The sequence below is a fragment of the Paenibacillus sp. ALE2 genome (genome assembly GCF_054113385.1).
Genome location: NZ_CM134213.1, coordinates 1,938,409 through 1,952,678 on the forward strand (window position 1 = coordinate 1,938,409; position 14,270 = coordinate 1,952,678).

The window sequence follows — 14,270 nt, forward strand, 5'->3', positions numbered from 1 at the left end:
TTTTGATAACCGCAAGGAGCTACCCATGAAGAAAACATACTTGTATTGGCTGCTGCTGCCAGGTTTGCTCTTTCTGGCGGTGTTCATGGTCATTCCGATTGTGTTGACGATCGGTTCGACCTTCGTACAGAACAGCTCATTCACCTTAGAAGGCTATCTCCATTTCTTCAAGGACCCTTATTTTCTGAAAATATTGCTAACTACGCTGGAGGTCAGTGTCGTAACGACTCTCGTATGCGTATTGCTCGGTTTTCCGACGGCTTACTATATTTCACGAAAGGCCCCGCGTCGTAAAGGGATTTTGCTGGCGCTGGCTATCTTCCCCTTGTTGACTAGTCCGGTGGTGCGATCATTCAGCTGGATGGTCATTTTGGGTCGCAAGGGGTTATTAAACAACGTGCTAATGAGTTTAGGACTCGTGGATGAGCCGCTGAATATTTTATACACCCCGGCAGCGATGATTATTGGTCTGGTCCATTTGTTTTTGCCGCTGATGATTATTTCACTAATTGGTGTGCTTGAAAATATCGACGGTGATCTTGTCCATGCTGCTCAGAGTCTTGGAGCTTCCAGATTCAGCGCATTTCGTAAAATTGTATTCCCGCTGTCTGTTCCGGGTCTGATCATTGGAAGCATTCTTGTTTTCGTAGGCAGCCTGACGGCTTATACGACCCCAGCACTGCTGGGAGGAAAACAGCGGGTTATCGCTACATTTTTGTATCAAAATGCGATGACGCTTAACGACTGGTTTTTAGCTTCTGTTATCGCAACAATTATGATTGCTATTACATTTATCGTGGTCGGTCTCTTAAATAAGGCGGCCCATAAACTCAATCCGAAGGGGTAGGTGGATATGCGGGAGAAACATTACGGACTAGGCTTCTTTAGCCTGCTGGTCTTCATCTTTCTGCTCGGTCCGCTGTTGATCATATCGGTCACTTCTTTCGAGCCGGGCACGGTATTAAAATTTCCTCCGCAGGGCTTTTCCTTGCGCTGGTATGAAAATATTTTTGAAGTGGATTTGTTTATGTCTACGTTCAAAACGTCGATTGTCGTCTCTCTGCTGGGCAATATCTTGGCGTTGTTAATCGGTATGCCAGCCGCTTATGCACTTAGTCGGTTTTCCTTTCGCGGGAAGGATGCGCTGAATGCCTTGTTCCTTTCCCCGTTACTTATACCAGGTATTGTGCTTGGTTTTACACTGCTGCGTTATTTGATCATTGTGTACCATTTGCCGGTATACGCTGGACTTTTGATCGGGCATACGGTGATTATGCTGCCGTTCATTATTAGAGTCATTGCATCCAGTTTGTCTAACTTTGATTTTGCGATTGAGGAAGCAGCGCTTAGTTTGGGAGCTGGACGGCTGGAAACCTTTTTCAAGGTGGTTCTACCCAACATCCGCTCAGGTATTATTGCGGCTATCCTGATTGCCTTTCTGGAATCATTCAACAATGTCGACATTTCCGTCTTCATGACAGGACCGGGCTTCAGCACCCTGCCTATTCAAATGCTGACTTACGTCGAGAATTACTTTGACCCGACGATTGCAGCGATCTCGGTTATGCTGATGATTTTAACGGGTATCCTGATGTTCTTGATTGAACGACTGATGGGATTGTCTTACTTCACTAAAAGGTAATGGAGGCTTCAACCTTATGGCACTGCTTACTCTGGATCGCGTCTCGGTCGCTTATGATAACCAACTGATCTTGCAGGATTTCGATTTGCAGCTCGAACGGGGGCAATTGCTCTCGTTGCTCGGACCGAGTGGTTGTGGCAAAACGACTACACTTCGTCTTATTGCAGGATTTCTCGAAGCTAAACAAGGAACATTTCTGTTTGGTGATAAGGATTATACCCGGGTTCCAGTGAATAAACGGAACTTCGGTTTTGTATTTCAAAGTTATGCGCTTTTCCCGCATTTGTCAGTTTTTGATAATGTATCCTTTGGTTTACGCTTGCGTAAAGTAAAAGAAGATGATGTAAAACGACGCGTTATGACTATGCTGGATACGGTTAGCTTGGGGGGATTTGAAAAACGTTTCCCCGGCGAATTATCAGGCGGGCAGCGTCAACGTGTGGCGATTGCACGAGCGCTTGTAATTGAACCCGATCTGCTGTTGTTTGATGAACCTCTGAGTAACTTAGATGCTAACCTGCGTGTGAATATGCGCGTAGAAATCCGCCGTATTCAACAGGAACTGGGCATCACTACCGTATATGTATCGCACGATCAGGAGGAATGTTTTTCGATTTCTGACCAGGTTGCGATTATGAATAAGGGGAACATCGAGCAATTAGATGCTCCATCGACCATTTTTAAATATCCGACGACCGAATTTGTCGCCCGCTTTATTGGGTTTAATAATTTTCTAAGCTTTGACGAGCGCACTGAAGAAGGGGAACGTATTCGACTGAATACAGGCGACCTTTCGTTTAGCATAGTGCGTAATCAGGGTACAGTCCAACCGGGTGCTCGCCAAGGCGCTATTCGCCCGGATGATTTGGTCATTCGAACAGAAGGCAACGAGACAGGAGAAAATGAGCTTCCCGGTGTCATTAAGGTAAGTACGTACCTAGGACGCAGCTATCAGTATGTGGTAGAGACAGCGAAAGGAAACTTTACGGCTAATCAGGAAATGGATACGCCTTACTTGAGTGGTCAACGGGTTACCCTGCATTTTCCGGCAGACAAAATGGTGCTGGTCCAATAATCAGCGGGTTCGATGAAGGAGATACATCATGCGTGCAGACAAAATGATTTTACAAGTTAAGGTGTATAACAGTTACTACAAGACGTTCGAGGAAGGCAATGTGGCTATACTTGACGGCAAGTTTATGTATATCGGTCAGCGCGGTCTGGAGTCTTTTGAGGCTGCTGAAATTGTGGAGGGGCACGGGAAATATATGATTCCCGGCCTAATCGACATCCATCTGCATATCGAAAGCACAATGGTGACACCAGCAACCTTTTCCTATGGACTCATTCGCAATGGGGTCACGACGATTGTACCAGAACCGCACGAAATGGCGAATGTTTTCGGACTGGAAGGCATTCAGGAAATGATGGAGGCCAGCAAAGATTGCGTGGCTGATATGTTTTACGGGATTCCTAGCTCTGTTCCAGCGACGCCTTTGGAAACCTCAGGGGGTGAAATTGACATCCCTGAAATTGATGCTTTGTTGCAAACAGGTGAGATGATCTGTCTGGGTGAAATTATGAATTATGTGGATGTTATTCGTGATCCGGAGAGCAAGACGAACCGCATCTTACGCCACGTTCGTGAAAACTACCCAGAGCTGATCATTGAAGGCCATACGCCGCAGTTGCTTGATCTGGATCTGCATCAGTTGATCTATGCAGGAATAGGCTCAGACCATACCCACCAAAGCATTGAAGGTATGAAAGCAAGAATGGCCGCCGGAATGTTTATTGAGATTCAGGAAAAATCCATGACCCCTGAGGTGATGGACTATCTCATTCAGGAAGACGTGGCACAACATTTTTGCTTCGTAACGGATGATGTGATGCCGGACTCTTTCGCAGAGCGAGGGCATCTGAACCACATCGTAAGTAAAGCGATCGGGATGGGAATGAAGCCTGAGGATGCGATTTATGCAGCGACGTATACTCCTGCTGCCCGGATGCGTATGCATGACCGCGGGACCATTGCGCCAGGGAAAATAGCCGACTTCGTGCTGCTATCGGATCTGGAGCAATTTGATGTAGAGCAAGTCTATAAGGACGGACTCAAGGTATTCGATAAATTCGAGGAATACCATCAGGCACCGGTAAAAAGTTGCTTTCCCGCCCACTTTTATCAAAGTGTGAAGCTCAATCCGCTTACGGAGCAGGACTTTACTGTAAAGTTGGATGTAGCTGATGGCGCACATCCATGCCGTATTATGATGGTCAAGGATGGATCTACTTTTACAAGCGAACGGATTGCACCTGCACAAGTAGAGCAGGGTGAACTGGTATGGGAACATGGTGAACATGGACTCATTGCTACGTTTGAGCGGTATGGCAAGAACGGCAACCGTGCTTACGGTTTGATCGGGGGAGATACGATTAAACGCGGGGCAGTGGCAACCACCTATTCGCACGATAACCATAACTTGTTGGTCGTGGGGCATAACAAGCAAGATATGATATTGGCCGCGAATACGGTTTTATCCAGCCAAGGGGGCTTTTGCGTAGTTGAAAATGGCAAGGTGCTGTCCCATTTACCGTTAACGGTGGGCGGAATTTTAACAGAAGGACCACTAGAAATGGTTGCTGCCCATGTGAAGGAACTGCGTTCAGCCTTACTGTCGCTGGGCTATCGCCATTACAATCCAATCATGTCGCTCAGTACTCATTCTTTGCCAGTTAGCCCGGCTTTGAAAATTACCGATCACGGCTTGATTGATGTAAATGCAGGCAAAGTTGTATCCTTAATCGTGGAACCTTCTGAAGTATAAGAATAAAAGTAGAGCTGATCCATTGCGGGTCGGCTCTTTTCATTATTCAGCAGACAAAATTAACATCTTGTAGAGGCTTATTGTTGTAACCTATTTATGATGCGTTGGGAGTACTTGATGAATATTAATCAATTGGCAACTTCACATAATCTTCATGATTAAACTCTAATAAAGTGCTTGAAAAACACTAACATAGTGTTATAATTAAAACAGGATTTAGATTAAGTCTAAATTAATCGCTAATTATTTTTTAGGTTTACGCATGGGATTTAGAAGAAAATCAGACACTACTGCTAGCGAGTATCAAGCATCACTCAACTATACGATGAATCATAACGAGAGGGGATTTTACACATGAGTACATTAAATCATACGAACGCACCTACACAAGAGGCAATTCAAGAACTGCACAAGGCATTGAACCGACACGTGGCTACTTGGTCTGTATTGTACACAAAACTGCATTATTTCCACTGGTATGTAAAAGGACCTAAATTCTTCACACTACATGCTAAATTCGAGGAGCTTTACAATGAAGCAACAGCTAATCTAGATACGATTGCTGAACGTTTGTTGGCTATTGGCGGCCGTCCTGCTGCGACCTTGAAGGAGCATTTGCAACTGTCAGCTATTCAGGAGTCCGCAGGCGAGCAAACAGCTGAAGATATGGTGAAGTCCGTTGTAGCCGATTTTAAAACGATTACTGTTGAACTGGCTAATGGTATGGAAGCGGCAGAAGCGGCACAGGACAAAGCGACAGAGGATCTTCTGAATGGCTTGAGAGAAGAAATGGATAAACATATCTGGATGCTTAGCGCATATCTGGGATAAGTTTCTGGGAGTGTTTTCCACGGATATGGAGATCAGGTGAACAAGATATACATCCCGTTGGTTCCGGCCTGCTACTGGAGTATAATGACAAAGAAGCATGGAAGACCACAGGCTCATAAGGAAGTGAGCTGCCGGGATGGGGTGTAGGTTATGGAAGTGAAACAACAGCTTTTGCATGAAGCGGAGCAGTTTATATATACATGTTATGAGGAGCTGGGTCGAAGCCGCGATGATGCGGAAGCCCGGCTTCTTCATATTCGTCACGACATAGAGACTACTGGAACATACGATCATACTTACGAAGAGCTGGAACACGGGGCACTTATGGCTTGGCGGAATAGCAATCGTTGTATCGGTCGATTGTTTTGGGACAAGCTATTGGTCAGGGATGCACGTGGAGCGTCAGATGCGACGCAAGTAGTTCACGAGCTATTGGAGCATATCCGTATAGGAACAAACGGCGGTAAAATTAAGCCAACGCTTACTGTATTTCGCGCCTCCCAGCCGGGACAGCCGAATATTCGTATCTGGAACCATCAACTCATTCGTTACGCTGGATATGAAACGGCTCAAGGGGTCATCGGGGATCCAATCTCGGTGGATTTCACCAATGCTTGTAGGGATATGGGGTGGCAAGGAGCGATGACTGCTTTTGATGTATTGCCGCTGGTTGTGGAAGCGGGGGGTCAGCCTCCCAAGCTCTTTGATATTCCTGAACATTTGGTGATGGAGGTGCCTATTGAGCATCCAGAACTCTCTTGTATAGCCACTCTTGGATTGCGCTGGTATGCTGTGCCTATGATTTCGGATATGACACTGGAGATTGGCGGTATCATCTATACAGCAGCTCCGTTTAACGGCTGGTATATGGGGACAGAAATCGGTGCCCGTAATTTTGCGGATACCTTCCGTTATAATATGTTGCCACAGGTGGCAAAACTGATGGGGCTGGATACGACGAGTGAAACAACGCTATGGCGTGATCGGGCGCTGGTGGAGTTGAACATTGCTGTGCTGCATTCTTTTAAAAAAGCAGGAGTCAGCATTGTCGACCATCATACCGCAGCGGCCCAATTTAAGTTGTTTGAGGAACGGGAAGCCAAGGCTGGCCGCGCACTGACAGGTAATTGGACGTGGTTGATCCCACCATTATCCCCAGCAACCACACATATTTTTCATAGTTCTTACGATAATCGGCTTGTGAAGCCGAATTTTGGAGTTCAGGAAAAGCCGCAAGGTTGTCCTTTTCATTCTGGTTAACCTAACGGGAGACTAATTGCTGGATCAGGACTCCGGTTTATCCCATACAACGATCAATAGGGTCGCGATCGGCCCTATAAGTAGTGAGAGCGCAAACCAGTTAAGCCTGCTCCGATTTTTGGATTGTGCCAAGCCGGCATTAATAAGGGCAAGTGTTCCCCAGCCTAGATAATAATCTTCTGGCATGGTATTCTCCTTTGTAAAAAGGTATAATATCGTACTGTGTATTGTATGAGTACATTCATAATTTCATAAGTTATATCGTAAATATAACTTTATATATCTTGGTTTGAGGAGCGAAGCTGAGTTGGAGAGAAATCAGGCAGAGTGCATTGTCGCTGAGCTTTTGGAACGGGCTGCTATAGGCGTAACAGTGAAGCTGGAGAAACGTTTTCCTGGTGGACGGCTGATTGGGGGCAAATATGCTATGCATGCTCACGCCATTACCATGTATACGGATGTTATTGAAACACAATGTTTACAGATGTTCGGCAGCGCGGATCGAGTTGAGGAGTATTTTACGGTTGTGCTTGCGCATGAGATCGGGCACGCCGCCGATACTGAATTAGAGGGTCTCTCCGATGCAATGGAGCAAGAGAACATGATCGGGACCCGGCAACTGCTTGCGCTGCAAATTGAGGAAAACGCATGGAACTATGCGCTTAGACTGGTGCCTGAAATAGAAGCATCGTTTATTTCTGCCGTAATAGACGAGTCCCTGCTTGCCTATCGAGTCCCGATTATGGAGCAGTCTGACATTGCGTAATAATGAATGATTCCAGAGCCGACAGGCTCTTTTTTTATTATTTTTAACAAACGAGGTGAACGGATAGATTCAAAGGAGCAGCTTTTTAAGCTGTGAGACGCGACCTTGAGACAATTCCAGCATTTCGGCTAATTCTTTTTGAGAGACATTAGGGTATTCCTCCATGAGCTGCTTAAGTTTATTCAGGAGCTCATTCTGATTTCTGTAGCTCCTTCTTTTCTTCGGCTGGACAGGACGTGCTTCACTCAAATGACTGGAGGGATTATCGCTCTTCAGGTTCTCAATACAACTCTTGCATATCAGATGATCTCTGAAATAGCTTAAATGATCAACGGCACCACAAAAATAACAAGAAACCCCCGTATACTTGCGAATCATCAGTCCCTCTGGTGTAATAAAAAAATCGAGAGCATCTCCAATATTAATATTCATAGAAGTGCGCAGTTCTTTGGGTAGCACAATGCGTCCCAAATGGTCTAGTGGTCGTGTCATTCCTGTATTCTTCATCATTTTTCCCCTTTCTTGGAATGCGCTTATGGTTGCTGGAATTGTATGTTATGTATGCTGGAAGTACAAAGCGCTTATATTACAGTTTGTTTTGGTATAGCTATCCTAAAAAAAGCTCCGGCATGACGAACAATTACGTCTGCCGGAGCTTGGTGCAGCCAATGAATCTAAGATGTCATGTCGAATTACTGTGGGTTGGTTGTCCAAATGCCGGCTACTTTTAATTGAACCCGTGGCGGCAGCTTCAATGCAGCTAATGTCAGATCGGCCAAATCCTGCGGCTGAAGCATGCGGTCTTCGTCACCAATATTCAATCCCGCATTTACCGCCAATTCTGTATTGACCGTGCTTGGAGTCAGCGCGGTTACCCGAATATTGGATTTGCGAACTTCCTGCATCAGTGCTTCCGTGAAGCCCATCAAAGCAAATTTGGATGCGCAATATGCCGAGCCTGTTGCAAAACCTCGTTCCCCTGCTGTGGAGGAAATGTTAATAATATTTCCGCTCTGTTGTGCCAGCATGCTTGGAAGAGCGGCGTGTGTAACATAATAGGTTCCCATCAGGTTTACGCGAATAATACGTTCCCACTCTTCGGGGTCCATATCTGCGACTGTGCCGAAGGTGGCGATGCCTGCATTGTTGATCAAAATATCGACGGCACCCAGCTCATGCTCCAGTGAAGCTACAGCAGCAGCGGCCTGTGTACGATCCGATATATCTGCAACAGCACTCACCACTTTCACACCGTATGTACTTCCCAGTGAATCCTGCAGCTTTTGTAGGTCGGTCAATGTGCGTGAGATTAACCCCAGATTAACGCCTTCCTTGGCCAAGGTCTCGGCAATTGCCTTACCAATTCCTTTGCTGGCTCCTGTAATAATGGCTGTTTTGTTTTTAAGTTCCATCCAGTCTCCTCCTTATCACTATATAACGTGGTTGTGCATCTGAGCACATGGTTACATTATACTAGGTTAAACCCCTTGAACCAAACTTCGCCTGATGAGACATTATGTAGTAGCCTCCTATTTGGAAATATCAATATCCCCTGAAGTGGTTTCGACCTTGATCACGCTCGCGGCGCCGGGAACAGATTCGGGAGTGTTTATGCTTCCAGAGTCAGAGTGGACATTATAGACACCTTTAAAATCGAGAGCCTGCTTAATATTTACATCACCGGAATCAGAATTCACTTCCAAGTTGGATACGGTGCGTTGCGTAATATTAGATTCCCCTGAGGTTAGGGATAGAAGGCCGTTACCGCTATAATCGCGGATGGTGACATCTCCTGAAGTAAGCTTTAGCTCCATATCTGCTGTAAGCTGATTGGCTATAAAGTTACCGGATGTTAGATTTGCGATCAGGTGGGTACTTCGGAGGTTTGTAATCTCGGCAGTGCCTGAGGTAGCAGTAATAGAAGTATTCTCCACGGAGGCATCTTGAAGTTTTACATTTCCTGAATGTGTATCTACCTGCAGATCAGCTAGTGTTTCCCCAGCAGGCATCTCTACAGTAATCGTTTGATCCAAATCAGGGGTAAACGAAAAGAATGACAAGGAAGGGGCCGGCTTCGATTGAATGGTAAGCTTACCGTTCTCAATTCGGGCATTATGAATCTGGTCGGCTACTTTTGTCTGAACTTCTCCGCTGATGCGTATCGTACCTTGGTCGCCAGAGCCAGGAGTGAACAAAATAGAAACATCATCAGAACTGTCCACTTTCAGGTTTTGAAGCTGACCACGTGTGAATGTCCATTTTTTATTTATAGCTGTTGTTTCTTTCATTACTTGTTGATTCCATGGAGCACCGTAGACCACCATTCCGGCTACACCGATGACAATGCACAATCCAGCTGCAATAAACCACATTTTATTCATGTTGTTAGTAAGCTCCCCTCAGGGTAGTCTGATTCCATTTCCAGTATCGCACTGTGCCCTTTACCATAAGGAGTAGGAGATAACGTACCCCAGGCAGCAGCAATAGCCCCATACCTGTTAACGTGATGGAGAAGAAGAATTTGGTTGGGTAAAAGGTGCTGTTGAGCGCATAATCAGTGACGGCGAGTAGAGGGGCTGCAACGAAACTGACCGCCACTGCGGTTAATGAAGCCCATACCGCCCATAGGGCAGCTAGAATCGGGATGGAGATCAACAAGTTGAGAAACAGCAGCCCTAAGAAAGTAAAAAGATTGCGTGCGAAGCTTCCTTGGCGAAGTGGAGGGGAAGCGTTCCAGTCTACATTGGGAACATCCAATGCTTCTCGGGCAATATCCTCTGGGTTCCCCAACTCATGGGCAATTTCAGTTTCGCTTTTTCCATTGGCCAAGCCGTAGTCAAAATGCTGGCTCAAATCACTAAGCAACTCATGGCGTACCTCTGCAGGGAGAGGAGATAGGCGCTGCTCCACCTCTGTAAGAAACTGTTTTCTATTCATCAGGATCTCCTTCCTTCAGTAGGCTTGCGACATGATGGACAAAATCATTCCATTCCCGTGTAAGTAATCTTGTATAATGGCTGCCGGTATCGGTCAGCCGGTAATATTTACGGGGCGGGCCCTCGGTCGATTCCTGTAAATACGTCGTGCAGTATCCCTCGGATACCAGACGGCGAAGCAGTGGATATAGGGCTCCCTCTGCTACTTCGATATGACGGGAGACGGCTTGAGCCAATTCGTAGCCATAGCGGTCTCTACGTCCAATTAGAACTAGAACGCATAGTTCCAGTACCCCTTTTTTGAATTGGATGTTCACATTCACGAGCGATGCTCCCTTCCTGATGTAATCATAATTCATAGGTGTCGTTCGGAATAAGGGGAAGAAACGTGTGTTTGTGCATAATTTGTCACGGGTACTAATTATAAATCAGTAGTCAGGTATAATTTAACATCATGTACTGATTAATGCAAGGTACTAAATTTTTAATAATAAAATCTTCGGGTCAAAATGGGCCGGTTTTCTTTCTTGAAGGCTTACACGAATAGCAAATCTTGTAGAAAAAAGTAGTTTTATTTGGAAATTCCTCGATTTCTGGCTGGAAACACCCATAGAATGTTACTTTAATTTCATTCATTAAAATGATAGATTGTAAAGTGTTCAATAGAGCTAAAGATTACCTTTTATGAAGAGGTGGATAAAGGATGGACTGGAAGCACTGGTATAGGGAATTGGAACAGGATGATGAGACTTGGGATGTGTCGGAGGAGGTTGTACTGCGTGGTGTGGTACATCTTGATTTTTGCGGGCATCCGTCGGAGGTAGAAGTCGAATTTATCGTGGGAGCCGACTCTGAAGAACAGGCACAGGCTATAGAAGAACCTACGGAACCTCAGAGAAAGACATGGGAGAAGTATATGGCATGTTCGTCAGCGATCCATCCTCAAGTATTGCAGTCCATATACCAACATTATGTAGACATCGTGGAAAAGTATCGGAAGGCATACAGCTCATGGGGAGAGGACCCTAATGAATATGCGCCTTATGTGGAGCGACCAGAGCAATTGCTGGATCGAATGCAGCTTATATCTATACTGATTTCCGACTCATCGGAAAAGGATGAACTATATTTGAATTTTAATTGTTCCTGGGATCGAGAGCATGGCTTAGGCGTACATCTGAAGCAGCTAAAAATCGAGCATATTCAAGGTTTATATACATTATATGACTTGGAATAAATAACTCCCTTCCGGTCTCTAATAGAAAGACCGAAAAGGGAATAGGATATGATGGATATAATAACGTGATTGGATACGATAAAAATATTAGTTGGATACAGACAGCACGGCTCGGGCTGCTTGAGCCGCCTGTACCATTTGCCGCAACGCGGCAACAGATTCCTCCTTGGTGCGGGTTTTCAGCCCACAGTCTGGATTAACCCAGAACAAATCTGCTGGCAGTACGCGCAAGGCACGCTGAATCATGCTTAGCATTTCTGATTCATCAGGAATGCGCGGGCTGTGGATATCGTACACGCCCAGACCGATGCCTTTGTCGTACACCTGATCCTCAAAGCTAACAATCAGTTCACCATGACTACGAGAGGTTTCAATAGAAATCACGTCGGCATCCATGTCTGAAATGGACTGGATCATATCTTGGAATTCGGAATAGCACATGTGTGTATGGATTTGGGTCGCAGGTTCAACAGTGGCCGTGGTCACAAGGAAGGCTTGAACCGCCCAATCCAGATAGGCCTGCTGTTGTTCTTTTTTCAACGGGAGCCCTTCGCGAATTGCGGGTTCATCCACCTGAATCATGCTAATACCCGCTTGTTCGAGTGCCTCTACCTCTGCCCGTAATGCCAGAGCTAATTGCAAAGCAACTTGCCTGCGTGGAATATCATTACGTTCAAAGGACCAGTTCAAAATGGTCACAGGGCCTGTAAGCATTCCTTTAACTGGCTTGGAGGTTAACGATTGGGCAAATGCCGTCTCTTCTACAGTCATTGGTTGATCGAACGACACATCTCCGTAAATAATCGGCGGTTTAACACAGCGGGAGCCGTAGGATTGCACCCATCCGTTTTGTGTAAAAGCAAAGCCTTTTAGTTTTTCGCCAAAAAACTCAACCATGTCGGTCCGTTCAAATTCCCCATGTACAAGCACATCTATGCCAATGTCCTCTTGGATATCAATCCATTCCTTGATCTGCTGCTGGATGAATGTCCGATATTGCTCGGCAGACCATTCTCCTTTGCGATAGTGCAGACGGGCCTTGCGAACCTCAGCAGTTTGCGGGAAGCTGCCGATGGTCGTCGTAGGCAGTGGGGGTAACTTCAGCCTATTTTGCTGAATTATACGGCGCTCGGCGAAAGGAACGCTGCGTGATAGTGGCTCCTTTGCCAACAGGTTGGCCAAATCGGCAGCTGTCTGTACCCTTGCCGCTGAGCTGTTGAAGCGGGCTACCGCTTCCGCACTTTGCTCAAGCTTGGCAAGTGCGGATGGATCATGCTTACCAAGTGCAGCCGTCAAGACTGCGATTTCATCCAGCTTTTCATCGGCAAAGGCTAGGGCATGCACCAGCTCTCGGTCCAGCTTGTGCTCTGCTTCCAGACTGACCGGCACATGCAGCAGACTGCACGATGGCTGCACGATAAGCTGTTCTGCATTGATTTGTTCTGCTAACTGGCCCAACAGCGCAGCCACGGCATTCAGGTCGCTGCGCCATATATTGCGCCCATCAATGACACCAGCACCCAGCGTTTTCCCTTTGGGGAAGCCATGTCGCGATATATGCTGGACATTTTCGCCATCATCATAGACAAAGTCAAGACCCAGTCCCTGGACCGGAAGTTCAGTCAGACGCTCATAATGATCTAGGCTACCAAAGTAGGTTTGCAGCATGATGTTTAAGGAGGGAGCAGCTTGGGTCAAAGCTTCATAGACCTCCTGAATAATATCCAGATCCTCTACTGGGAATGAGGTGGTCAGGACAGGTTCATCGATTTGGACCCATTGTACGCCTTCTGCTGCTAGTTCGGACAGGACTCGGGTGTATAAAGGCAGGAAGGTTCGTATAATAGAGGCCAGATCCTTACGATCATAGCCTTTGGATAAAACAACAAATGAGTAGGGACCGATGAGAACCGGTTTACCGTCAATACCTAGCTCCTGCTTTGCTTCACGATAAGCGAGTAAGGGCTTATTTTCAGTGAGCACTGGAGCCGCATTTTCCAATTCGGGAACGATGTAGTGGTAATTGGTATTCATCCATTTGGTCATTTCGCTGGCGGTAGCTCCCTTCTGCCCACGTGCCATCCCGAAATACACAGACAGAGGAACCGGACCTGTAGGACGATAGTTGAACCGTTCGGGTACGAGACCGAACATCACAGATGTATCCAGCACATGATCGTAATAGGAAAAGTCTCCGACAGGAATGCGATCAATCCCTTTGTCACGTTGCTTGCTCAGATGCTCCAGACGCAATCTTTTCATCTCACTATGCAGTTCACTTTCGTTAATACTACCCTGCCAGAAGCGCTCCAGTGCTTTCTTCCATTCCCGGTTCCCGCCGATACGCGGATATCCCAGATTACTGCTAGTCAAACCGGACAATGTAGATCGTTCGTTAATGGACATGTAGGTTTCCTCCTAAGTGGTAGCCAGTTTATTTTTACGTACCAAAAAAGGCATTCTGTCCCCAAGGCTAAAAATGAGTAGGGGAAAGAATGCCTCCGCGATTAAAATTCAAAAATACGGCGACTGCTCTTAACACCTCCCTATCTTCCGTAGGTACTGCGATGTTGTTAAAATAGGCAGGTCTCCTGACTTACGGATCATGACGTTCAGCATCCCTTCCCGGTCTGTGGACCAGTGGGTGTATGAGCAGCTGAACATTCCCCGTTTACAGTGGCGGGACCGTCCCGGATTTGCACCGGCTTCCCTTTTAAGTCTGATCTGAATAGAACAGACACCTATTTCCAAACTATAAGATTAAGGTATGACG

Annotated in this window: 15 protein-coding genes and 1 riboswitch; of the genes, 8 read left to right on the forward strand and 7 right to left on the reverse strand. The window is 46.3% G+C overall.

Translation table 11 applies throughout. The features are described from left to right. The first annotated feature begins 25 nt into the window (after nucleotides 1-25). The 6 genes from ACXHJ1_RS08405 to ACXHJ1_RS08430 all read left to right on the forward strand — a co-directional run bounded on the left by ACXHJ1_RS08405 (nucleotide 26) and on the right by ACXHJ1_RS08430 (nucleotide 6,558). Nucleotides 26-847 (forward strand): ABC transporter permease, encoded by an 822-nt coding sequence (locus ACXHJ1_RS08405; protein WP_167437891.1) that lies wholly within the window; start codon nucleotides 26-28, stop codon nucleotides 845-847. A 6-nt stretch (nucleotides 848-853) separates the two neighbouring features. Next, nucleotides 854-1,642 carry an ABC transporter permease gene (locus ACXHJ1_RS08410; RefSeq protein ID WP_013312456.1) on the forward strand — a complete coding sequence of 263 codons (789 nt, stop codon included), beginning with the start codon at nucleotides 854-856 and terminating at the stop codon, nucleotides 1,640-1,642. A gap of 16 nt (nucleotides 1,643-1,658) precedes the next feature. Further along, nucleotides 1,659-2,717, forward strand: coding sequence for an ABC transporter ATP-binding protein (locus tag ACXHJ1_RS08415; RefSeq protein WP_457905939.1), 1,059 nt, complete (start codon nucleotides 1,659-1,661; stop codon nucleotides 2,715-2,717). A 28-nt stretch (nucleotides 2,718-2,745) separates the two neighbouring features. Then, on the forward strand, nucleotides 2,746-4,467 hold the full coding sequence (locus ACXHJ1_RS08420) for an adenine deaminase C-terminal domain-containing protein (RefSeq protein WP_457905940.1): 1,722 nt from the start codon (nucleotides 2,746-2,748) through the stop codon (nucleotides 4,465-4,467). A 354-nt stretch (nucleotides 4,468-4,821) separates the two neighbouring features. After that, nucleotides 4,822-5,298, forward strand: coding sequence for a Dps family protein (locus ACXHJ1_RS08425; protein WP_017428614.1), 477 nt, complete (start codon nucleotides 4,822-4,824; stop codon nucleotides 5,296-5,298). Between the two features lie 150 nt (nucleotides 5,299-5,448). Then, complete coding sequence (locus ACXHJ1_RS08430) at nucleotides 5,449-6,558, forward strand: nitric oxide synthase oxygenase (protein ID WP_457905941.1); 1,110 nt, start codon at nucleotides 5,449-5,451, stop codon at nucleotides 6,556-6,558. 24 nt (nucleotides 6,559-6,582) lie between these two features. On the opposite strand, the gene ACXHJ1_RS08435 is transcribed toward ACXHJ1_RS08430, so the two are convergent. Then, a complete protein-coding gene (locus ACXHJ1_RS08435) occupies nucleotides 6,583-6,744 on the reverse strand; it encodes a hypothetical protein (RefSeq protein WP_162835285.1) in 162 nt (53 codons plus the stop codon). A gap of 121 nt (nucleotides 6,745-6,865) precedes the next feature. On the opposite strand from ACXHJ1_RS08435, the gene ACXHJ1_RS08440 reads away from it, so the two are divergent. Beyond that, nucleotides 6,866-7,324 (forward strand): hypothetical protein, encoded by a 459-nt coding sequence (locus ACXHJ1_RS08440; RefSeq protein WP_457905942.1) that lies wholly within the window; start codon nucleotides 6,866-6,868, stop codon nucleotides 7,322-7,324. Nucleotides 7,325-7,393: 69 nt separating this feature from the next. Here ACXHJ1_RS08440 and ACXHJ1_RS08445 read toward each other — a convergent pair whose 3' ends face one another. The 5 genes from ACXHJ1_RS08445 to ACXHJ1_RS08465 form a co-directional block, all read right to left on the reverse strand. Further along, nucleotides 7,394-7,831, reverse strand: coding sequence for an AbrB/MazE/SpoVT family DNA-binding domain-containing protein (locus tag ACXHJ1_RS08445; protein ID WP_013373561.1), 438 nt, complete (start codon nucleotides 7,829-7,831; stop codon nucleotides 7,394-7,396). A gap of 185 nt (nucleotides 7,832-8,016) precedes the next feature. Further along, nucleotides 8,017-8,736: a 3-ketoacyl-ACP reductase gene (locus tag ACXHJ1_RS08450; RefSeq protein ID WP_016822765.1), complete on the reverse strand. Its 720-nt coding sequence runs from the start codon at nucleotides 8,734-8,736 to the stop codon at nucleotides 8,017-8,019. Nucleotides 8,737-8,853: 117 nt separating this feature from the next. Further along, nucleotides 8,854-9,705 carry a DUF4097 family beta strand repeat-containing protein gene (locus ACXHJ1_RS08455; RefSeq protein WP_019688889.1) on the reverse strand — a complete coding sequence of 284 codons (852 nt, stop codon included), beginning with the start codon at nucleotides 9,703-9,705 and terminating at the stop codon, nucleotides 8,854-8,856. A 4-nt stretch (nucleotides 9,706-9,709) separates the two neighbouring features. Next, a complete protein-coding gene (locus tag ACXHJ1_RS08460) occupies nucleotides 9,710-10,261 on the reverse strand; it encodes a DUF1700 domain-containing protein (protein ID WP_016822767.1) in 552 nt (183 codons plus the stop codon). Continuing rightward, on the reverse strand, nucleotides 10,254-10,583 hold the full coding sequence (locus ACXHJ1_RS08465) for a PadR family transcriptional regulator (RefSeq protein WP_016822768.1): 330 nt from the start codon (nucleotides 10,581-10,583) through the stop codon (nucleotides 10,254-10,256). Before ACXHJ1_RS08465 ends, ACXHJ1_RS08460 begins: the two co-directional genes overlap by 8 nt. 380 nt (nucleotides 10,584-10,963) lie before the next feature. On the opposite strand from ACXHJ1_RS08465, the gene ACXHJ1_RS08470 reads away from it, so the two are divergent. After that, nucleotides 10,964-11,497 (forward strand): DUF6985 domain-containing protein, encoded by a 534-nt coding sequence (locus ACXHJ1_RS08470; RefSeq protein WP_039276426.1) that lies wholly within the window; start codon nucleotides 10,964-10,966, stop codon nucleotides 11,495-11,497. Nucleotides 11,498-11,584: 87 nt separating this feature from the next. Here ACXHJ1_RS08470 and metE read toward each other — a convergent pair whose 3' ends face one another. Then, nucleotides 11,585-13,903, reverse strand: a complete 2,319-nt coding sequence (gene metE / locus ACXHJ1_RS08475) for a 5-methyltetrahydropteroyltriglutamate--homocysteine S-methyltransferase (RefSeq protein WP_457905943.1) — start codon at nucleotides 13,901-13,903, stop codon at nucleotides 11,585-11,587. A 158-nt stretch (nucleotides 13,904-14,061) separates the two neighbouring features. Continuing rightward, nucleotides 14,062-14,257, reverse strand: a riboswitch (cobalamin riboswitch). Between the last annotated feature and the right edge of the window lie 13 nt (nucleotides 14,258-14,270).